A 20890-nucleotide genomic window follows, 5' to 3' on the forward strand; every position below is an offset into this window, starting at 1 on the left:
GGGGGCGGTCATGCGGACGCGGATACGGGAGCCGAGGCGGAGGCGGAGGCCGACTGGGACTGGATCGCGGTGATCGCGACCGTGTTCACGATGTCGCTGACGAGCGCGCCGCGCGACAGGTCGTTCACCGGCTTGCGCAGACCCTGCAGGACCGGACCCACGGCCACGGCGCCGGCCGAGCGCTGCACGGCCTTGTACGTGTTGTTGCCGGTGTTCAGGTCCGGGAAGATCAGCACCGTCGCCTGCCCGGCCACCTCCGAACCCGGCAGCTTCGTCGCGGCGACGGACGGCTCGACGGCCGCGTCGTACTGGATCGGGCCCTCGATCTTCAGCTCCGGGTGCGCCGCGCGCACCAGCTTCGTCGCCTCGCGCACCTTGTCGACGTCCGCGCCGGAGCCGGAGGTGCCCGTCGAGTACGACAGCATCGCGATCCTCGGCTCCACCCCGAACCGGGCGGCCGTCGCCGCCGACTGGACGGCGATGTCCGCGAGCTGCTCGGCGTTCGGGTCCGGGTTGACCGCGCAGTCGCCGTACACCAGCACCCTGTCCGCCAGGCACATGAAGAAGACGGACGAGACGATCGACGCTCCCCCGGAGACCTCGCCACGGGAGGTGCCCCCGGGCCTGGTCTTGATGATTTCGAAGGCGGGGCGGATCGTCGCGGCCGTGGAGTGCACCGAGCCCGACACCATGCCGTCGGCGAGCCCCTCCTGCACCATCAGCGTGCCGAAGTAGTTGACGTCCGCCACCACGTCGTACGCCAGCTCCACACTCACCCCCTTGTGGGCGCGCAGCTCGGCGTACCGCTCGGCGAACCGCTGGCGCAGCTCGGAGGCCGCCGGGTCGATCAGCTGCGAGTCCCCGAGGTCCACGCCCAGGTCGGCGGCCTTCTTGCGGATCACCTCGACATCGCCCAGCAGCGTCAGCGCGCACACACCACGGCGTACGAGGACGTCGGCGGCGCGCAGCACGCGCTCCTCCGTGCCCTCCGGCAGCACCACGCGGCGCCGGTCGGCGCGGGCCTGCTCCAGCAGCTCGTGCTCGAACATCATCGGCGTCACGCGCCCGCTGCGCGCCACGGAGATCCGCTTCAGCAGGTCGGCGGTGTCCACGTGCCGCTCGAACAGACCCAGCGCGGTCTCCGCCTTGCGCGGGGTCGCCGCGTTCAGCTTGCCCTCCAGTGAGAACAGCTCGGCGGCGGTCGGGAAGCTGTTGCCGCTCACCGAGATCACCGGGGTGCCGGGCGCGAGCCGGGCGGCGAGGGTGAGGATCTCCTGGCTCGGCCGCTCGTTCAGGGTCAGCAGCACGCCCGCGATCGGCGGCGTCCCGGCCGAGTGCGCGGCCAGCGCGCCCACCACCAGGTCGGCGCGGTCGCCGGGGGTGACGACCAGGCAGCCGGGGGTCAGCGCGTTCAGGAAGTTCGGCAGCATCGCGCCGCCGAAGACGAAGTCCAGGGCGTCCCGGGCCAGGCCCGCGTCGTCACCGAGCACCACCTCGGCGCCCAGGGCCTGCTTGATCTGCGCCACCGTCGGCGCGGACAGCGCGGGCTCGTCGGGCAGGACGTAGCAGGGCACCGGGAGGCGGGCGGCGAGCCGCTCGGCGATGGCGTCGCGGTCCTCGGGGGCCACCCGGTTGGCGACCATGGCGAGGATGTCGCAGCCGAGGCTCTCGTACGCCCGGAAGGCGTTGCGCGTCTCGGCGCGGACGGACTCCGCGGGCTGGTCCTTGCCGCCGACGACGGTTATCACCGAGGCGCCGAACTCGTTGGCGAGGCGCGCGTTCAGCGCCAGCTCCTCCGGCAGCTGCGTGGCGTGGAAGTCCGTACCGAGCACCAGCACGACCTCGTAGTCGCGCGCCACCCGGTGGAAGCGGTCGACCAGCCGGGAGACCAGTTCGTCCGTGCCCTTCTCGGCCTGGAGCGCGGCTGCCTCCTGGTAGTCCATGCCGTAGACAGTGCCCGGTTCCTGGGACAGCCGGTAGCGCACGCGCAGCAGGTCGAAGAGGCGGTCGGGACCGTCGTGCACCAGCGGCCGGAACACCCCCACCCGGTCCACTTGGCGGGTCAGGAGCTCCATGACTCCCAGCTCCACGACCTGGCGGCCGTCCCCACGGTCGATCCCGGTCACGTACACGCTGCGCGCCACGCATGCTCTCCTGTCAGGCGAGGGTGAACACTGTGCCGGTCCGGGGGATCGTCCCCGGACCGAAAAAACTCTCTTGGGTACCCAATACCCTCTTGACAATACCTCTGTGGCTGGGTAAGGCGCCCGCTGGGGTGTGTGGCCTGCGGGAACGGCGCGGTGCCGTCAGTGACGCGCCTTCCCCGGGCGCTCCCCGGGGATTCCCCGGGGTCCGCGACCCCCTTCGGCCGAGCGGCTGGAGGCACGGCGCGAGGGCCTGTCGTGGGACAATTCGGTAAGGCTCCCCCGTACCACTACCGAGCAGGAGACACAGCACGATGCGCATCGGAGTTCTCACCGCAGGCGGCGACTGCCCCGGCCTGAACGCAGTGATCCGGTCGGTCGTGCACCGGGCGCTCACCGGCCACGGTGATGAGGTGATCGGCTTCGAGGACGGCTTCAAGGGCCTCCTCGACGGCCACTACCGGCCGCTCGACCTGAACGCGGTGAGCGGCATCCTCGCCCGCGGCGGTACGATCCTCGGCTCCGCCCGGCTGGAGCGCGACCGGCTGCGCGAAGCCGCCGAGAACTGCGACGAGTTGCAGAAGCGGTACGGGATCGACGTCCTCATCCCGATCGGCGGCGAGGGCACGCTGACCGCCGCGCGGCTGCTGTCGGAGGCCGGGATGCCGGTCGTCGGCGTGCCGAAGACCATCGACAACGACATCTCCTCCACCGACCGCACCTTCGGCTTCGACACGGCCGTGATGGTCGCGACCGAGGCCATAGACCGTCTCAAGACCACCGCCGAGTCGCACCAGCGCGTCATGGTCGTCGAGGTGATGGGCCGGCACGCCGGGTGGATCGCGCTGGAGTCCGGCATGGCGGGCGGCGCCCACGGCATCTGCCTGCCGGAGCGGCCCTTCGAGATCGACGACCTGGTGAAGATGGTCGAGGAGCGGTTCGCGCGCGGCAAGAAGTTCGCCGTCATCTGCGTCGCCGAGGGCGCGCACCCGGCCGAGGGCTCGATGGAGTACGAGAAGGGCGCCATCGACCAGTACGGCCACGAGCGCTTCCTGGGCATCGGCAACCGGCTGGCGAAGGAGCTGGAGCACCGGCTCGGCAAGGAGGCCCGTCCGGTGATCCTGGGCCATGTCCAGCGGGGCGGCACGCCGACGGCGTACGACCGCGTCCTCGCGACCCGCTTCGGCTGGCACGCGGTGGAGGCGGCCCACCGCAAGGAGTTCGGCAGGATGACGGCCCTGCGCGGGACGGACATCCACATGGTGCCGCTCGCCGAGGCGGTCACGCAGCTCAAGACGGTGCCCGCGAACCGGATGTACGAGGCCGAGTCGGTCTTCTGACGCCGGCCGGTACGGCGCGGGCCCCGGGCGGCCCGGATCGTCTCCCCCGTGGACGGTCCGGGCCGCCGGCCTTCCCCCGGGCGTTTCCGGCCCCCACCGGAATTGCCGGTTTCCACTCTTGAGTCGGTTCGCCGTTTCAACAAGGCTTACCGCTGTCCCGGACATGTCCCAACCGCGTCCGGGGGCAGCTCAGCGGGGTGGGGCACCGGCCGGACGGGGAGGGCGCGCATGACCGACGGGGAGCGAACAGCACCCGATCCCCGGGACGCCCGGGACCCCGCCGGGTTCATCGCCCAGCTCCACGCGCTCAAGGACTGGTCCGGGCTCACCTACCGGGAGCTGTCGCACCGTGCGGAGGCGGTCGGTGACGTCCTGCCCCGCTCGACGGTCGCGAACATGCTGGCCCGGACGACGGTGCCGCGCGAAGAGCTGCTGACGGCCTTCGTCCGGGCGTGCGGTGCGGGGCCCGAGGCGCTGGAGAGCTGGCTCACGGTCCGCAAGGAGCTGGCGGTGGCCGCCCGCGCGGGCGGCGGTACGGGTGCCGGGACCGCCGGTGACCGGACCGAGGAGGCCGGCGGGGCGGAGGGGGCCGATGGGGCAGAGGGGCCGGAGGGGGTCCACGGTGCCCCCGTGCACGGCCCCGGTGGCCTCTTCGGCGCCGTACCCCCGCACCGCGTGGCGGACGGCGCGGACGGCGCGGACGCGGCGCCCGCCGGGCGGGAGGGGACGGGCGGGTGGGGCGCCCGGATGTTCGTGCCCCTCGTCGGGGTCCTGACGCTCGTCATCGCCCTGACGACCGTCGTCGCGTTCCTGCGGGGCGGCGACGACGGTCGCGCGGCGAAGGAGGCGACGGGCCCGGCCCCCGGGCCGGTGCTGATACGGGCCCTGCACTCCGGGCTCTGCCTCAACGAACGGCGCGGCCAGGAGAGCGGGCAGGTCTACCAGGTGCCGTGCGCCGACGCGACCGTGCCGCGCTACGCGCTGGAACGGCTGGGCGGAGGGCTGTGGCGGATCAGGTCCGACCACCCGGACTTCGGGCCCGGCTGCTCGGGCGTCCCCGTCGAGGTACCCGAACAGGACGGCGCACCCCTGGTGGACCAGGAGTGCGGTAAGCGGGGCCCGCGCGAGGCGTTCCGTATCGAGCCGTTCGACGGCGACGGCGACGGCGGGGGCGGGGGCGGGGACGGCTCCGGCGATGGTGCCGGCGGCGGCCCGGCGACGGGTTACCGCATCAGGCCCGCGCACGCGGACCTGTGCCTGCGCGTACGGGACGCCTCGCGGGAGCGGTGGACGGAGGTCGTTCAGGAGGCGTGCCGGGAGGACGGCGAGGGCCAGCTCTTCAGCTTCGACCCGCCGGGCGGGCGGCCCTGACCGGCCGGGGGCGTCCGCGCCTCACATGTGGAGCAGGGCCCAGAAGCGCTCGTCGATCCGGGCCAGGTAATCCTTGCCGGCCTGCCCGTCGCTGCTGTCGGTGAGGTCGACGCCCCAGCTGTTGGTGGACACCATCCGCGCCTGGTAGTCGGCGTGCAGCTGCTGCAGCGCCTCCTCCAGCAGCCCGCGGTCGATCGGCAGCAGCTTGGCCACCGGCCGGACGTACGCCTGCCAGCGCGTCGTCGCCGCGCTGCGCAGCAGGTCCGCCAGCTGCTCACTGCGGCTCGTGACCGTCAGCAGTTCGCGCGGCCCGAGCCCCAGCGCCTCGGCGAGCGCGGCGGTCTGCCGCTCGTTGCCGCGCCAGCGCCCGGACTCCTCCATGCGGAGGTACGACTTGGTGTCGAGCCCGACCCGGCGGGCCAGGTCCTCGGGCGCCATGGCGCGCGCCATGCGGTGCTCGCGCAGGGTCGTCGCGGCGGCCAGCAGTTCGCCGGGCGAACACCACAGGACGCCGGCGAGCGCGGTGAGCTCCTGCGAGGTGGGGGCGGCGACGCCGCGTTCCCAGGCCATCACCGTTTCGGGCGGGACGGCGAGTCCGTACTGGGCGCGCAGACCGTACGCGACATGGGCGGGGCCCATTCCGAGCGCCTCGCGCAGTCGGCGCGCGGCCAGCGCGTTGAAGGGAGGAGAGGGTGGGGAGGGGTGCACGCGGCACACGGTAGGTGCGCAGGGTCACACGTGGCTACGGTGCGTTCAGCCAAGGCCGAAAGTCGTAGGAACGTCCAGATACGGTACTACCTGTGGGTAATTTACCGCACTGCGGTGATCCACCGGTACTGCAGTTCGGGACGCCCGACCTGACCGTACTGCGGGCTGCGCTCGGCCCGCCCCGCGTCCACCAGATGTTCCAGGTACCGCCGTGCGGTGATCCGTGAGATGCCGACCGCCGTCGCGGTCTCCGCCGCGGTGAGCCCGGTGGGCGCCTCCCGCAGGGTGCGGGTCACGGTGGCGAGCGTCGGCGCGCTCAGCCCCTTGGGCAGCGCGGCGGGGTGCGGCGTGCGCAGCGCGGCGAGGGCCCGGTCCACCTCCTCCTGGCCCGACGCCTCCCCGGCGGCGGCGCGGAACTCCGCGTACCGGACGAGCCGGTCCCGCAGCGTGGCGAAGGTGAACGGCTTGAGCACGTACTGGACGACCCCGAGCGACACCCCTTCGCGCACGATCGCCAGGTCGCGCGCCGAGGTCACGGCGATGACGTCCGCGTGGTGGCCGGCCGCGCGCAGCGAGCGCAGCAGCTGCAACCCGTGCCCGTCGGGCAGGTACAGGTCCAGGAGGATCAGGTCGACCGGCGTCCGCTCCAGCAGCCGGGCGGCGGCGGCCCGCGAGTGGGCGACGCCGACGACGGCGAAGCCGGAGACCCGGCCGACGTACAGCGCGTGGGCGTCGGCGGCCACCGGGTCGTCCTCCACGACCAGCACCCGGATGGTCATGACCCAACCTCCGTGGTCCCCGGCGGCCGGCCGGTCATGACCGGGCCCCCGCGGTCCCCAGCGGCAGCCGTACGGTGAACGCGGCGCCCGCGTCCGGGCCGTGCCCCAGCTCGACGGTTCCCCGGCCCCGGTGGGCGGCCTGCCGCACGAGCGCGAGCCCCAGGCCGCGCCCCGCTCCCCGGGTCGACCAGCCGCGCTCGAAGACGGCGTCGTGGTCGTCCGGCCCGACGCCCGGTCCGCTGTCCGCGACCCGCAGCAGCAGCTCGCCGCCCTCCTCGTCGGCCCGCGCGGTGACCGTGACCCGCGCGGCGGGGCCGCCCTGGGCGGCGTCCAGGGCGTTGTCGATGAGGTTGCCGAGGATGGTGACCAGGTCGCGGGCGGCGAGCGCCGGCGGCAGGACACCGTCGTCGATGCGGCTGTCCTCGGTGAGCACCAGCTCCACGCCCCGCTCGTTGGCCTGCGCCGCCTTGCCGAGCAGCAGTGCGGCGAGGACCGGTTCCGCGACCGCGTCGACCACCCGGTCCGTGAGCGCCTGGGCCAGCTCCAGCTCGGCCGTCGCGAACTCGACCGCCTCTTCCGCGCGGCCCAGCTCGATCAGCGACACGACCGTGTGCAGGCGGTTCGCCGCCTCGTGCGCCTGGGAGCGCAGCGCCTGCGTGAACCCGCGCTCCGAGTCCAGCTCGCCCGACAGCGCCTGGAGCTCGGTGTGGTCCCGCAGCGTCACCACGGTGCCGCGCCGCTCACCGCCGACGACCGGCCGGGTGGACACCACGAGCACGCGGTCGGACGTCAGGTGCAGCTCGTCCAGGCGGGGTTCGGCGCAGAGCAGCGCGCCTGTCAGCGACGGGGGCAGGCCCAGCTCGGCGACCGGTACGCCCACCGCGTCGTCGTCCAGGCCGAGCAGCTCACGCGCCCCGTCGTTGATCAGCGCGATCCGCCGCCGCCCGTCCAGCATCACCAGGCCCTCGCGCACCGCGTGCAGCGCCGCCTCGTGGTAGTCGTGCATCCGGCTCAGCTCGGCGGCGTTCATGCCGTGCGTGTGCCTCCGCAAACGCGCGTTGATCACATACGTGCCCAGGCCGCCGAGGGCCAGCGCGGCGCCCGCCATGCCGAGCAGCGCGGTGACCTGCTTGCTCAGCTGCGCGCTGATCCGGTCGACGGTGATGCCCGCGCTGGCCAGCGCGACGACCCGGCCGCCGTCGTACACCGGCGTCACGGTCCGCACGGAGCGCCCGAGCGTGCCGCGGTACGTCTCGGAGAACGTCTCGCCGCGCTGAGCGGCTTCGATGTGGCCCAGGTACCTCTCGCCGATCCGGCCCGGCTCCGGGTGCGTCCAGCGCGTCCCGTCGGGCGCCATGATCGTCACGAAGGTGACGCCCGACTCGCCGACGAGCGAGGCGGCGTACGGCTGGAGCGCGGCCGTCGGGTCGTCCGTGCGGGCCGCCGCGACGACGGCCGGCGACTTCGCGACGGCCGTCGCGGTCGCCGTCGCCTGGCGGCGTGCGGTTTCCTCCGCCTGGCTGCGGTCGTTCACGTACGCGAAGAGAGCGCAGCCCGCGACGACGGTGGCCATCAGGACGACCTGCATGGCGAAGAGCTGGCCGGCGAGGCTGCGGGGACGGGGCACGCGCGGCACGCGGGACACGTGGGACACGTGGGACATGCGGCGTCCCCGGCGTGTGCCGGAAGCACCGGAAGCGCCGGGTGTGCCGGGGTCACCGGGTGCGCGGGATATGCGGGAGGTGCGCATAGCGATAAGTCTGCCTGGCCGAAAACGTGTGAACGAAAGGTACGCAACGGTGACCGCGGTCACAAGGTGGGAGATGGTCTCGGGGATCCACAGGGACAGTGGAGCCACTCACCGAGGAGGACCCCGTGGCCGCACGCCGGGACCGTACCCACTATCTGTACATGGCCGTCATCGCGGCGGTCGTGCTCGGCATCATCGTGGGCTTCGCCGCCCCCGGGGTGGCCGTCGAGCTCAAGCCGCTGGGCACCGGCTTCGTCAACCTGATCAAGATGATGATCTCGCCGATCATCTTCTGCACGATCGTGCTGGGCGTCGGCTCGGTGCGCAAGGCCGCCAAGGTCGGCGCGGTCGGCGGCCTGGCGCTCGGCTACTTCATGGTCATGTCGACCGTCGCCCTCGCCATCGGTCTGGTCGTCGGCAACCTGCTGGAGCCGGGTGCCGGGCTGCACATCACGGACGCGGCGCGCGAGGCCGGTGAGAAGCAGGCGTCGGGCGCGAGCGAGAGCACGGTCGACTTCCTCCTCGGGGTGATCCCCAAGACCCTGGTCTCCGCCTTCACCGAGGGCGAGGTACTCCAGACCCTGCTCGTCGCGCTCCTCGCGGGCTTCGCGCTCCAGGCGATGGGCAAGTCAGGTGAGCCCGTGCTGCGCGGGATCGGACACATCCAGCGGCTCGTCTTCCGCATCCTCGCCATGATCATGTGGGTGGCCCCGGTGGGTGCCTTCGGCGCCATCGCCGCCGTGGTCGGCGAGACGGGCATGGACGCGCTCAAGTCCCTGGCCGTCATCATGATCGGCTTCTACCTCACCTGTGCGGTCTTCGTCTTCATCGTGCTGGGCGCGCTGCTGCGGGTGGTCGCGGGCGTCAGCATCATCGCGCTGCTGAAGTACCTGGGGCGCGAGTTCCTGTTGATCCTGTCCACGTCGTCGTCGGAGTCCGCGCTGCCGCGGCTCATCGCGAAGATGGAGCACCTCGGGGTCAGCAAGCCGGTCGTCGGCATCACCGTGCCCACCGGCTACTCCTTCAACCTGGACGGCACCGCGATCTACCTGACGATGGCCTCGCTGTTCGTCGCCGAGGCGATGGGCGACCCGCTCTCGCTCGGCGAGCAGATCTCGCTCCTCGTCTTCATGATCATCGCCTCCAAGGGCGCGGCGGGCGTCACCGGCGCGGGCCTGGCCACGCTGGCCGGTGGCCTCCAGTCACACCGCCCCGAGCTGGTTGACGGCGTCGGCCTGATCGTGGGCATCGACCGCTTCATGAGCGAGGCCCGCGCCCTGACGAACTTCGCGGGCAACGCCGTCGCCACGCTGCTGGTCGGCACCTGGACGAAGGAGGTCGACAAGGCGCGGGTGACCGAGGTCCTCGCCGGCCGGGTCCCGTTCGATGAGAAGACGCTGGTGGACGACCACGCGCCGGCCCCGGCCCCGTCGCCGGAGGCGGAGGCGGATGGGGAGGGCGACGCGCCGGGGCGGCGGGAGCCGGCGAAGGTCTGAGACGCGGGCTGAGGACCGGCTCCGCGCGGTGACGCGGCGCGGACCCCGGGTGCCACTGCCCGGGGCTCCGCGCCGCGTCGTACGAACGGCCCTCCCCGGCTGGCCGGACCGCCCCCGGCGGCCAAGGGTGAAACCGCACGCCGAGGCCACGCCGCAGCCACGGCGCCGGACGGAGAAGGGGAGTGGCACATGCCGAAGTACCTGGTTCAGGCCAGCTACACCGCCCAGGGCATCAAGGGCCTGCTGTCCGAGGGCGGTACGGGCCGCAGGGCCGCCGTCGAGGAGGAGGTGAGGTCGTGCGGCGGCACCGTCGAGTGGATGTACTTCGCCTTCGGCGACGACGACCTGTACGTGGTCGTCGACATGCCGGACCACGTCTCGATGCTGGCCAGCGCCCTGGCGGTGCGCGCGACCGGAGCCGTTGAGTCCCGGGCGATCCCGCTGATCGGCGTGGAGGACGTCGACGCGGCGACCCGGAAGCGGGTGGACTTCCGGCCTCCAGGCGCCTGAGCGGACCCGGCCCCCGTGCGGGCCCGGCACCTCAGCCGACCACGCGGCGGACCCGGCCCCCCGCGTGGCCCCGGCGCCCGAGTCGACCCCCGCGCGGACCCGACCCCCGCGCGGACCCGGCCCCCGTGCGGGCCCGGCACCTCAGCCGACCACGCCGTGGCCCCGGCCCCCGCGCGGACCCGGCTCCGTCGCCATCGGGGGCTACCGCCGGTAACAGGGTCGTGCCATCGTATGTGGAACCCGCCAGACCCATGACATGCTCATGCGAAGGGGTCCCCCATGGCACGTGTTCCGGCAGTGCTCGCCCTCGCCCTCACGCTCGCCCTCGGCTCCGTGACGGCCTCGGTCGCGGAGGAGCCGGCCGTCACCGGCCTGCGCGATGTCGTCCTCGTCGGCAACAGCGCCGACGGCACGGTCAGCTTCATCGACTCCCGTACGTACGAGAACCTCGGCTCGCTCGACGTCGTCCCCGACCTCGACGAGATCCTCGCCGGGATGAACCCGGTCCGCCGCGCGGCGTACGAGATCGTCAAGCAGCAGGCGGGCGGTGACAAGTTCGTCGACGACGCCCACGTCTCGCCCGACGGCCGCACCCTCTACGTCTCGCGCGGCAACCTCGGGGACGCCGCCGCGTACGACATCGCGTCCGGCCGCCAGCTGTGGCGCACCCACCTCGACGGCCTGAAGGCCGACCACGCCGCGCTCTCCGCCGACGGCTCCACCTTCGTCGTCTCGGCCATCACGGCCGCCAAGGCGCAGACGCTGGACACCGCGACCGGCCGCGTCACCGGGGAGTTCCCGACCGGCACCTACCCCCACGAGAACATCTACGGGCCGGACGGCAGCCGCATCTACAACATGTCCATCGGCGTCACGTCCCTGCCCAAGGCGCTGGACGCCCTCAAGGGCGCCAAGCAGGTCACCGTCGCCGACGCGAGGACTCTGAAGGTGCTGCGTACGTACACCTTCGACAAGGGCGTCCGCCCGGCCGTCATCACGCCGGACGAGAAGACGATGTACGCCCAGCTCTCCTACCTCAACGGCTTCATCGAGTTTGACCTGGAGGCCGGCCGTACGGTACGGACCGTCCGGATGCCGTTCAGCGCGGCGGGCGCGGCGCTCAAGGCCGACGACTACCCGCAGAACTCCGCGCACCACGGCATGGCGCTGAACGGCGCGAACGACAAGCTCTGCATGGCCGGCACCATCGACGACTACACCGCCGTCGTCTCCCGCCCGGGCCTGACCACCGACGGGTTCGTCCACTACGAGCCGGGCGCCCTGCCCTACTGGGCGGTGACGGCCCCCGGTGGCACGCACTGCTTCGTGACGCTCTCGCAGCGCGACGAGGTCTCGGTCGTCGACTACCGCACCGCCAAGGAGGTCGCCCGGGTGAAGGTCGGGGACTATCCGCAGCGCGAGCGCGCCGGAAAGGTCGCGGCGGACGCCCTGCCCGGGCTCACCCGGTAGCCACCGGCGCGCCCCCGCACGGCGTCGACGGGGCCGCCGTCACCGGCGGCCCGTCCAGGGCGCCGCACGGCTCACGCGGGAGCCGACGGCAGTGAGTCGACCAGCCGCACCGCCCGCTCGGCCGTCACCCCTGCCGAGATCAGCATCGTCACCGCGGCCGACCGCCCCGCGCGGTCCGCCGCGAGGGCGCCCGTGTTCACGGCCTCCATCAGTCCGAACAGCGTGTGCTCGTGCACGTGGGCGAGGGCAGCGGCCGGCAGGGGTGAGCGGAACACGCCCTCGTCCAGGCCTCGTTGCAGGGCCTGCGCGCAGGCCTCGCGGACCGGGGTGAGCCGCTCCCGGATGCCCTCCATCGTGACGCTGCGCTGGGCGAGCGCCACCAGCAGCCGGTAGCGGTCGGCGATCTCCCACACCGCCAGCGTGGCGCGGGCCAGCGCCTCGGCGGGGTCGGTCACGCCCGCGCGACCGCTCGCGTGCGCCCGTGCGACCGACTCGACGGCGCTGTCCACGAGGGCGGCGATCAGCGCGTCGCGGCTCGGGAAGTGCCCGTACACGGTGCGGCGTACGACGCCCGCGGCGCGGGCGATCTGGTCCATGGAGGCGTCCGGGTCGCGCAGCAGCTCGGCCAGGGCCACCTGCTCGATGCGGCGCCGGTTCGCGTCGGCCCTTCCAGAAGAGGTCACGCCCCCATTTTGCACAGCGGTGTGCAGTCACGTAAATTGCACAGCAGTGTGTAGTTGCACACTTATGTGCAAGATCGTGAGAGGAAGGGTGGACCGAGCCATGCGTCTCGTCATGAACGAGCCGGTCGAGAAAATGGACCGGCCCTACCCACGGCGCTGGTGGGCCCTGCTGGTGCTCTGCCTGAGCCTGCTGATCATCGTCATGGCGAACACCGCGCTGACGGTCGCCGCCCCCGACATGACCCAGGACCTCGGGCTGACCAGCTCCGACCTCCAGTGGGTCATCGACGGCTACACCGTCCCGTACGCGGCGCTCATGCTGCTGCTCGGCGCGATAGGCGACAAGTACAGCCGGCGCGGAGCCCTCGTCCTCGGCCTCGTCGTCTTCGGCGCGGGCTCGGTCGCCGGATCGCTCGTCGACTCCTCGGCCGGGGTCATCACCGCCCGCGCCGTGATGGGGGTCGGCGCGGCCATGATCATGCCGGCCACGCTGTCGCTGCTCGCCGCGACCTTCCCGCGCGCCGAGCGGGCCAAGGCCATCGTGCTGTGGACGGCCACCGCGGGCGTCGCCATCGCCGCCGGGCCCCTGGTCGCCGGCGCGCTCCTGGAGAGCCACGGCTGGGCGTCGACCTTCCTGATCAACGTCCCGGTCGCCGTGCTCGCCGTCATCGGCGCCCTCGCCCTCGTACCGCCGTCCAGGGCCGCCCACCACGGCCGCATCGACTACGTCGGCGGGCTGCTCTCCGTCCTGTGGACCGGCGCCCTCGTCTACATGATCATCCAGGGGCCGCACTTCGGCTGGGACGCCAAGGCCGTCGGGGCGGCGGTCGCGGCCGGCCTCGGGCTCGTCGCCTTCGTCGCCTGGGAGCTGCGCCACCCGCGCCCGGTGCTGGACGTTCGCCGCTTCCTGGACCGCGGCTTCGCCGGCTCCAACCTCGCCGTCGCGCTGTTCTTCCTCGCCGTCTTCGGCGCCTTCTACTTCCTGACGCAGCATCTGCAGTTCGTGCTCGGGTACGACCCGCTCGACACCGGCGTCCGCATGCTGCCCCTGGCCGGCGCGGTCTTCGTCGGCTCGGCGCTGACCGGCTTCCTCACGCCGCGCCTGGGCATGCGGGTCACCGTCACCACGGGCATGCTCTTCGGTACGGTCGCGCTCGCGCTCCTCACCCGCGTCGACGCGACCTCGGGGTACGGGGACCTCGTCGCCCCGCTGGTCATCCTGGGCGTGGCGATCGGCCTGGCGCTCTCGCCGTGCACCGACGCCATCATGGGCGCGTTCCCCGAGTCCGAGCTGGGCGTCGGCGGCGCCGTCAACGACACGTCGCTGGAGCTCGGCGGCTCCCTCGGCATCGCGCTGCTCGGCTCGGTGCTGGCGTCCTCGTACTCCTCGAACCTCGCCGACGCGACGGCGGGCAGCCGTCTGCCGGCCCAGGCCCTGGAGGCGGCCCAGGACTCGGTCGGCGCCGGGTACGCCGTCGCGCGGGGCATCGCCGACCAGGCGGCCCACGCGTCCCCCGCCCAGGCCGCGCCGCTCGCCCAGGGCGCCCGGCAGATGGCCGACGCGGTCGGCTCGGCCTTCTCCGACGCCGTCGCCCACACGAGCCTGATCGGCGCGTCCATCCTCGGTGTGGGCACCCTCCTGGTCGCCGCGCTGCTCCCCGGCCGCACCCGGGCCGGCGACCGCCCGGCCGCCGAACCGGAGCCCCGGGAAGCCGAGCGCGTCTGAGACCTCCCGTGACGCGCCGCCGGGGGGCGGCGCGTCACGGGTCCCGAGCACATCCCGCCCCGGCGTCCGCTCGCCCTGACGTCCGCGTCAGGGATTGATTACGTCCGTCGGTATGCGCATGGGCGAACTCGCGGGGCGCGCGGGCACCAGCACGCGCACCCCGCGCTCTTACGAGTCGCGCGGACCGCTCCCCGCACGGCGGGCGGAGAACGGCTACCGCAGGTACGACGAGACCGACCTGCGGCTGCTCCGGCAGATCCGTACGCTCCAGGCTCCGGGTCCGACCTGGAGGAGACCTGGCCGTTCGTCGACTGTCTGCGGGCCGGTCACCCGGCCGGGGACTCCTGCCCGGCGTCGCTCGACGTCCACCGCCGCAAGCTCGCCGAACTGGACGGCCTGATCGGCCGGCTCCGGTCGATCCGCACCGAGGTCGCCACCCGGTCGCCCTGGCGACCGAAACCCCCGCACCACCGCGGACTGGTGCCCCCGTGCCGCCGACCGGCCCCGGTGCTGAGCGCGGTGGCCGCCGAGGAGGCCGACCGGCTGAAGGCGGTCCGGATCGACGTGGACACCAACCCCGGTACGGTGACGCGGTCCGGCGTACCGGCGATGCCGATCCCCGCTGCTCTTCCGGGCCGGGGGACCGGTGAGGTCGATGGTCGGCGACCGCCCCGAGCGGCGCCTGCTCCAGGAGCCGGGGGACGCGCCGGCGTAGCGGCAGGCCCGGTCGAAATCCGCGCACAAAAATACCCCGGTCGGAATTGGCGGCCGGGGTGTTTCTTCGCGTATATTGAATGGTTCCTGTGTGCTTTCGATAAAGCGCACGCGGAAGTTCAATAAACGCACTGTATCGCGGCAGGAGTCGAATTGTCAACCGAGGACATTCGGGAAGAGCAGCAATTCATCAGTGAGCTCTACGCGCGACTCGACCACCTGCGCTACCAGGCCGAGCGTGCCATGCGGGCCGCGCTCAAGGGCGGGGGGAACGGCCTCCAGGCGCGGCTGGAGCGGGACGTGCTGGTCGCCGAGCAGTCCGGGCTGCTGGCCGCGTTCGACGCGGGTGAGAACGGCCTGTGCTTCGGGCGGCTGGAGTTCCGGGACGGACGCGACCACCACATCGGGCGCATCGGAATTCGGGACGACGACGCGGAGCGCACCCCGCTCGTCGTCGACTGGCGCGCCGAGGTCGCCCGCCCGTTCTACCTCGCCACCGGGTACGCGCCCATGGGGCTGCGCCGGCGGCGCCACATCACGACCAGGGGGCGCGAGGTCACCGCGCTGCACGACGAGATCCTCGACCTGAGCGACCCCACCCGCACCGGGCACGAGAACCCGGACGCCGACGCCGTGCTGCTCGCCGCGCTCGACGCCGCCCGCACCGGGCGGATGAGCGACATCGTGCAGACCATCCAGGCCGAGCAGGACCGCGTCATCCGCGCCCCGCACCAGGGCGTCCTCGTCGTCGAGGGCGGCCCCGGCACCGGCAAGACGGCCGTCGCCCTGCACCGCGCCGCGTACCTGCTCTACGCCCACCGCGAGCAGCTCGCCCGCCGGGCCGTGCTCATCGTCGGGCCCAACCCCGCCTTCCTCGGGTACATCGGTGAGGTCCTGCCCGCCCTCGGCGAGACCGGCGTCCTGCTCGCCACCATGGGCGAGCTCTTCCCCGGCGTCCACGCCACCGGCACCGACAGCCCCGAGGCCGCCGAGATAAAGGGCCGGGCGAGCATGGCGGACGTCCTCGCGCGGTACGTACGCGACCAGCAGACCGTGCCGGCCACCGACGCCCCCATCGAGATCGACCACGAGGACTACGGCACCCTCCTCCTCGACCGGAACATGGCCGAGGACGCCCGCTGGGACGCCCGCTCCACCGGCCTGCCGCACAACCTGGCCCGCCCGCGCTTCGCGTTCCGCGTCATCGACGCGCTCACCGAGCAGCTCACCGAGCGGATCGGCGCCGACCCCTTCGGAGGACCGAACCTCCTCGACCCCTCCGACATCACCCAGATGCGCAAGGAGATCGCCGCCGAACCGCGCGTCCACGCCGCCATCGAGGAGCTGTGGCCCACCCTCACCCCGCAAGGGCTGCTCGCCCGCTTCCTCGCCGAACCGGACGGTTATCTGCCGGACGGCGAGGCCGAGTTCGTACGGCGCGCGACCGGGCCCTGGACACCGGCCGACGTACCGCTCCTGGACGAGGCCGCCGAGCTCCTCGGCGAGGACGACGCCCTCGCCCGCGCCGAGGCCGAGCGGGAGCGCGGCCGGCGCATCGCCTACGCCCAGGGCGTGCTGGACGTCAGCTACGCCTCCCGCACGTACGAGTTCGAGGACGAGGAGTCGGAGGTGCTCGCCGCCCACGACATCATCGACGCCGAACGGTTCGCCGAGCGCCACGAGGAGGCCGACCACCGCAGCGCCGCCGAACGCGCCGCCGCCGACCGCACCTGGGCGTTCGGACACGTCATCGTCGACGAGGCGCAGGAGCTGTCCGCCATGGCGTGGCGGCTGCTGATGCGCCGCGTCCCCACCCGCTCGATGACCCTCGTCGGCGACCCCGCCCAGACGGGCGACGCGGCGGGCTGCGGCTCGTGGAAGGACATCCTCGACCCGTACGTCGGCGACCGCTTCGAGCACGTCCGCCTCGGCGTCAACTACCGCACCCCCGCCGAGATCATGGAGGTCGCCGCCGCGGTGCGCCGCGCCGAGGAGCCGGACTTCGAACCGCCGCGGTCGGTGCGCTCCACGGGCGTCCCGCCCTGGGAGACCACCAGCGACGACCTGGCCCGGGACGTCGCCGAGGCCGTACGCCGCGAGATGCCCGCCGAGGGGCGGCTCGCCGTCATCGCCCCGTCCGGCCGTCTGCGGGCGCTGAGCGAGGCGCTCCCGGACGCCGCGCACGGCCCGGTCCCCGACCTCACCCGGCCGGTCGTCCTGCTGGAGCCGCGCCAGGCGAAGGGGCTGGAGTTCGACACGGTGATCGTCGCCGACCCGGACGCCATCCGCGCCGCGGGGCCGCACGGCGTCAACGACCTCTATGTGGCGCTGACCCGCGCGACGCAGCGCCTGGGCGTCATCCGCGACGCCCGAACGGCGCGCTGAACCCGCTCCGGCGGGTTCGTCCCGGGGAAGACGCCGCGCCCCGGGCTGGCGGGCCGGTCGTACGGCGGACACCACCGCCGCGCGACCGGCCCTCCCGGTTCCGGGTCACGCCGGTGCGAACCACACCGTCGCCAGCGGCGGCAGCGTCAGCCGGAGGCACCCCGACTCCGGCTTGACCGGGCCGGCGTTGCGCACGTCACCGCCGCCGTACCGCGCCGCGTCGGTGTTCAGCACCTCCGCCCAGGCGGAGACCCCGTCCGGCGCCCACATCGGGTACTCGTGCCGCACCACCGGCGAGAAGTTGCTCACCGCCAGCAGCGGGTTGCCCTGCGCGTCGTATCGCAGGAACGCGAAGACGTTGTCGTCGGCCGCGTCGCCCAGCACCCACCGGAAGCCCTCAGGGGCGGTGTCCCGCTCCCACAGCGCGGGCGTCGCGGTGTACACCGCGTTCAGGTCGCGCACCAGGTCCCGCATGCCGCGGTGGTCGCCGGCCGAGTGGTAGGAGTCCTCCATCAGCCACCACTCCGGGCCGTGCGCCTCCGACCACTCGGCGCCCTGGGCGAACTCCTGCCCCATGAACAGCAGTTGCTTGCCCGGGTGCGACCACATGAAGCCCAGGTACGCGCGGTGGGTGGCGCGCCGCTGCCACCAGTCGCCCGGCATCTTCGTCACCAGCGCCTGCTTGCCGTGCACCACCTCGTCGTGCGAGATGGGCAGGACGTAGTTCTCGCTGTACGCGTACACCATCGAGAACGTCATCTCGTTGTGGTGGTACTTGCGGTGCACCGGTTCCTTGGAGACGTACACCAGCGAGTCGTGCATCCAGCCCATGTTCCACTTCAGGCCGAAACCCAGCCCGCCCTGGTCGGTGGGGCGGGTGACGCCCTCCCAGGCCGTGGACTCCTCGGCGATGGTCACCACGCCCGGGCAGCGGCGGTAGACGGTGGCGTTCATCTCCTGGAGGAAGGAGACGGCGTCGAAGTTCTCCCGCCCGCCGTACTCGTTCGGCACCCACTCGCCGCCCTCACGGGAGTAGTCCAGGTACAGCATGGAGGCGACGGCGTCGACCCGCAGGCCGTCGATGTGGTACTCCTCGCACCAGTAGACGGCGTTCGCGACGAGGAAGTTGCGGACCTCCGTGCGGCCGTAGTCGAATTCGAGCGTGCCCCAGTCCGGGTGCTCGGCCCGGCGCGGGTCCGGGTGCTCGTACAGCGGCGTGCCGTCGAAGCGGGCCAGCGCCCAGTCGTCCTTCGGGAAGTGGGCGGGCACCCAGTCGACGATCACCCCGATCCCCGCCCGGTGGCAGGCGTCGACGAGGAACTTGAAGTCGTCCGGGCTGCCCAGGCGGGCGGTCGGCGCGTAGTACGAGGTGACCTGGTAGCCCCAGGACGGGCTGTAGGGGTGCTCGGCGACCGGCATCAGCTCGATGTGCGTGAAGCCGAGCTCCTTGACGTACGCGGGCAGCTGTTCGGCCAGCTCCCGGTAGCCGAGCCCCGGCCGCCACGACGCCAGGTGCACCTCGTACACCGAGAACGGCGCCTCGTGGACGGGCCGGTCGCCGCGGTGCGCCATCCACTCGCCGTCCTGCCACTCGTAGTGCGAGGCGGTGACGATGGAGGCGGTCTCCGGCGGGCACTGGGTGCGGCGGGCCATCGGGTCGGCGCGCAGCGAGCGGCTGCCGTCGGGGCCGGTGACCGCGAACTTGTACAGCGCGCCCTCGCCCAGCCCGGGCACGAACAGCTCCCACACGCCGGTGCTGCCGAGGGAACGCAGCGGCAGCCCCGTGGCCTCGTCCCAGTAGTTGAACTCGCCGACGAGCCGCACCCCGCGCGCGTTGGGCGCCCAGACCGTGAACCGGGTGCCCTCCACGCCCTGGTGGGTCACCGGGTGCGCGCCGAGCGCCGTCCACAGCTGCTCGTGGCGGCCCTCGCCGATCAGATACAGGTCCAGCTCCCCGAGCGTGGGCAGGAAGCGGTACGGATCGTCCACCTCGACGACGCCGGAGTCGTACGCGACCAGCAGCCGGTAGTCCGGCACCTCCGACAGCGGCAGCACCCCCGAGAAGAACCCGTCGCCGTCGTCGTGCAGCTCGGTCCGCGCCCCCTCCACGAGCACGGTCACGCCCACCGCGTACGGGCGCAGCGCCCGGATCACGACGCCGCCCGCGACCGGGTGCGCGCCCAGCAGGGCGTGCGGGTCGTGGTGCTCGCCGGCCAGCAGCCGCCCCCGGTCGGCGGCGTCGAGCGGCGCGGCGGGCACACCGCCGGCCGCCGTCCGGGGGCGGGGTGTCGCGCCGGGCGGCGGGGTGGGGAGGGCGGTGGCCTCCCCGAGGGGGGTCGTGACGGCCTTGGTCTTCTCGGTTGCCTGGTTGCGGGTCGGACGACGGGGGGTCACGGGGAAAGGCCTCCTCAAGGCGTCAGGGGGTCGGCTGCGCGGCCAGGCGACGGATCGCCGCCATCGGGACCGGGAGCCAGTCGGGTCGGTGCCGGGCCTCGTACAGGACCTCGTACACGGCCTTGTCCGTCTCGTACGCGCGCAGCAGCGCGGGTTCGGCGCGCGGGTCGGTGCCGGAGGCCTCGGCGTATCCGGTGCAGTACGCGTCGCGGCAGCGCTCCGCCCAGTCGGGGTTCCAGGGGTGGAACCAGCGGGCGGCGTAGTCGAAGGAGCGCAGTATCCCGGCCACGTCGCGGACGGGTGGCTGCGGGCGGCGGCGCTCGGCGAGCGGCTTCGCGGGTTCGCCCTCGAAGTCGATCACCGACCAGTCGCCGTCCCGTGTGCGCAGCGTCTGGCCCAGGTGGAGGTCGCCGTGCACCCGCTGCGCCCGCCAGGTGACGTCCTCGGCGGCCAGCTTGCCGACGGCGTCGAAGGCGGTGCGCAGCCCGGGGACGTACGGCAGGAGCGCGGGCACGGCCTGGGCGGCGGCCTCCAGGCGCCGGTTCATCTGGATGGCGAGGTTCTCGGTCTGCGGGCGGCCGAGCGCGACGGTCGGCAGCGCGTCGGCGAGCGCGGTGTGCACCTCGGCGGTGGCCCGGCCGAGCGCGTGTGCCTCGGCGGTGAAGTCCCGTTCGGCGGCGAGCGCGTCCAGGGCGAGCTGCCAGCCGTCCTGGGAGCCGCGCAGATACGGCTGGAGGACGCCGAGCGTGCTGGGCTCGGGCTGGCTGTTCTCGGACTCGTACCAGGCGACGGGTGCGGGCACCCGGGCGCAGCCGGCGCGGGCGAGCGCCAGCGGGAGCTCCAGGTCCGGGTTGGCGCCCGGGTAGATGCGGCGGAAGACCTTCAGGATGTACGCGTCGCCGTACACGAGCGAGGAGTTGGACTGTTCGGCGTCCAGCACGCGGGGGCTGAGGCCCTCGGGGATGGAAACAGTGCGGGAGAAGCGCAGCGGCCCCATGGGGCCGGGGGTGCGCAATCGTTCCAGCAGGAGCGAGGCGAGCCTCGGGTCGCTCAGCCCCTCGTAGACCGTGCGGCCGGCGAGCGGGCCGTCGGGCACGCGGCCGATGAGCGCGTGGGCGAGTTGTGGCGGCAGGTTCGCCCGTACGCCCAGCAGCAGCTGGTAGCAGTCGGCCTGGGCCGAGGGCGCGAGGCCCGGCTGCTGGACGCGGACGAGCAGGTGCAGCAGACCGGGACCCGTGGCGTCGACGGGGAGCAGTTCGGTGGCCGAGACGAGGGTGAAGCCCGTGACGGGCCGTCCCTTCCCGGCGAACCAGCGCTGCCGGGGCAGCCATTCGAGGAGCAGTGGCCCCAGGGAAGGCAGCAGGGCGACCGGGGCCCGGGCGGTGGATGCGGTCTCCGACATGGCAGCGCGTCCTTTCCC

At 73.2% G+C, this 20890-nt stretch carries 14 protein-coding genes and 1 pseudogene; 8 read left to right on the top strand and 7 right to left on the bottom strand.

Annotated features, from left to right (window positions below; translation table 11 throughout):
• Window positions 1–8: 8 nt before the first annotated feature.
• Window positions 9–2144: a phosphate acetyltransferase gene (gene pta / locus ABZZ38_RS11145; protein ID WP_356738100.1), complete on the bottom strand. Its 2136-nt coding sequence runs from the start codon at window positions 2142–2144 to the stop codon at window positions 9–11.
• A gap of 314 nt (window positions 2145–2458) precedes the next feature.
• Between pta and ABZZ38_RS11150 the strand changes: the two genes are divergently transcribed.
• Together ABZZ38_RS11150 and ABZZ38_RS11155 are read left to right on the top strand one after the other, a co-directional pair.
• Complete coding sequence (locus tag ABZZ38_RS11150; RefSeq protein WP_356738102.1) at window positions 2459–3484, top strand: ATP-dependent 6-phosphofructokinase; 1026 nt, start codon at window positions 2459–2461, stop codon at window positions 3482–3484.
• A 228-nt stretch (window positions 3485–3712) separates the two neighbouring features.
• Window positions 3713–4855 carry a helix-turn-helix domain-containing protein gene (locus ABZZ38_RS11155; RefSeq protein ID WP_356738104.1) on the top strand — a complete coding sequence of 381 codons (1143 nt, stop codon included), beginning with the start codon at window positions 3713–3715 and terminating at the stop codon, window positions 4853–4855.
• 21 nt (window positions 4856–4876) lie between these two features.
• Here ABZZ38_RS11155 and ABZZ38_RS11160 read toward each other — a convergent pair whose 3' ends face one another.
• The 3 genes from ABZZ38_RS11160 to ABZZ38_RS11170 form a co-directional block, all read right to left on the bottom strand.
• Entirely contained in the window at window positions 4877–5494 is a 618-nt protein-coding gene (locus tag ABZZ38_RS11160) for a helix-turn-helix domain-containing protein (RefSeq protein WP_356738192.1), read from the bottom strand.
• 170 nt (window positions 5495–5664) lie between these two features.
• Window positions 5665–6342, bottom strand: coding sequence for a response regulator (locus ABZZ38_RS11165; RefSeq protein WP_356738106.1), 678 nt, complete (start codon window positions 6340–6342; stop codon window positions 5665–5667).
• Window positions 6343–6376: 34 nt separating this feature from the next.
• Window positions 6377–8005: an ATP-binding protein gene (locus ABZZ38_RS11170; RefSeq protein ID WP_356738108.1), complete on the bottom strand. Its 1629-nt coding sequence runs from the start codon at window positions 8003–8005 to the stop codon at window positions 6377–6379.
• Between the two features lie 248 nt (window positions 8006–8253).
• Between ABZZ38_RS11170 and ABZZ38_RS11175 the strand changes: the two genes are divergently transcribed.
• The 3 genes from ABZZ38_RS11175 to ABZZ38_RS11185 all read left to right on the top strand — a co-directional run bounded on the left by ABZZ38_RS11175 (window position 8254) and on the right by ABZZ38_RS11185 (window position 11568).
• Complete coding sequence (locus tag ABZZ38_RS11175) at window positions 8254–9588, top strand: cation:dicarboxylase symporter family transporter (protein ID WP_356738194.1); 1335 nt, start codon at window positions 8254–8256, stop codon at window positions 9586–9588.
• A gap of 189 nt (window positions 9589–9777) precedes the next feature.
• Window positions 9778–10098 carry a GYD domain-containing protein gene (locus ABZZ38_RS11180; protein WP_356738110.1) on the top strand — a complete coding sequence of 107 codons (321 nt, stop codon included), beginning with the start codon at window positions 9778–9780 and terminating at the stop codon, window positions 10096–10098.
• Between the two features lie 279 nt (window positions 10099–10377).
• Window positions 10378–11568, top strand: coding sequence for a YncE family protein (locus ABZZ38_RS11185; protein WP_356738112.1), 1191 nt, complete (start codon window positions 10378–10380; stop codon window positions 11566–11568).
• Between the two features lie 71 nt (window positions 11569–11639).
• Here ABZZ38_RS11185 and ABZZ38_RS11190 read toward each other — a convergent pair whose 3' ends face one another.
• Window positions 11640–12251, bottom strand: coding sequence for a TetR/AcrR family transcriptional regulator (locus ABZZ38_RS11190; RefSeq protein ID WP_356738114.1), 612 nt, complete (start codon window positions 12249–12251; stop codon window positions 11640–11642).
• A 100-nt stretch (window positions 12252–12351) separates the two neighbouring features.
• Between ABZZ38_RS11190 and ABZZ38_RS11195 the strand changes: the two genes are divergently transcribed.
• The 3 genes and pseudogenes from ABZZ38_RS11195 to ABZZ38_RS11205 all read left to right on the top strand — a co-directional run bounded on the left by ABZZ38_RS11195 (window position 12352) and on the right by ABZZ38_RS11205 (window position 17076).
• Window positions 12352–13977 carry an MFS transporter gene (locus tag ABZZ38_RS11195; RefSeq protein ID WP_356738115.1) on the top strand — a complete coding sequence of 542 codons (1626 nt, stop codon included), beginning with the start codon at window positions 12352–12354 and terminating at the stop codon, window positions 13975–13977.
• Between the two features lie 112 nt (window positions 13978–14089).
• A pseudogene (locus tag ABZZ38_RS11200) lies at window positions 14090–14409 on the top strand (MerR family transcriptional regulator); the annotation flags it as partial.
• A 435-nt stretch (window positions 14410–14844) separates the two neighbouring features.
• Complete coding sequence (locus ABZZ38_RS11205; protein ID WP_356738117.1) at window positions 14845–17076, top strand: UvrD-helicase domain-containing protein; 2232 nt, start codon at window positions 14845–14847, stop codon at window positions 17074–17076.
• 105 nt (window positions 17077–17181) lie between these two features.
• On the opposite strand, the gene glgB is transcribed toward ABZZ38_RS11205, so the two are convergent.
• A complete protein-coding gene (gene glgB / locus ABZZ38_RS11210; RefSeq protein WP_356738119.1) occupies window positions 17182–19488 on the bottom strand; it encodes a 1,4-alpha-glucan branching enzyme in 2307 nt (768 codons plus the stop codon).
• 4 nt (window positions 19489–19492) lie between these two features.
• A complete protein-coding gene (locus tag ABZZ38_RS11215; RefSeq protein WP_356738121.1) occupies window positions 19493–20872 on the bottom strand; it encodes a maltokinase in 1380 nt (459 codons plus the stop codon).
• Window positions 20873–20890 lie beyond the last annotated feature (18 nt).

It is taken from the genome of Streptomyces sp. NPDC006368, from assembly GCF_040612535.1.
Lineage (GTDB): Bacteria > Actinomycetota > Actinomycetes > Streptomycetales > Streptomycetaceae > Streptomyces.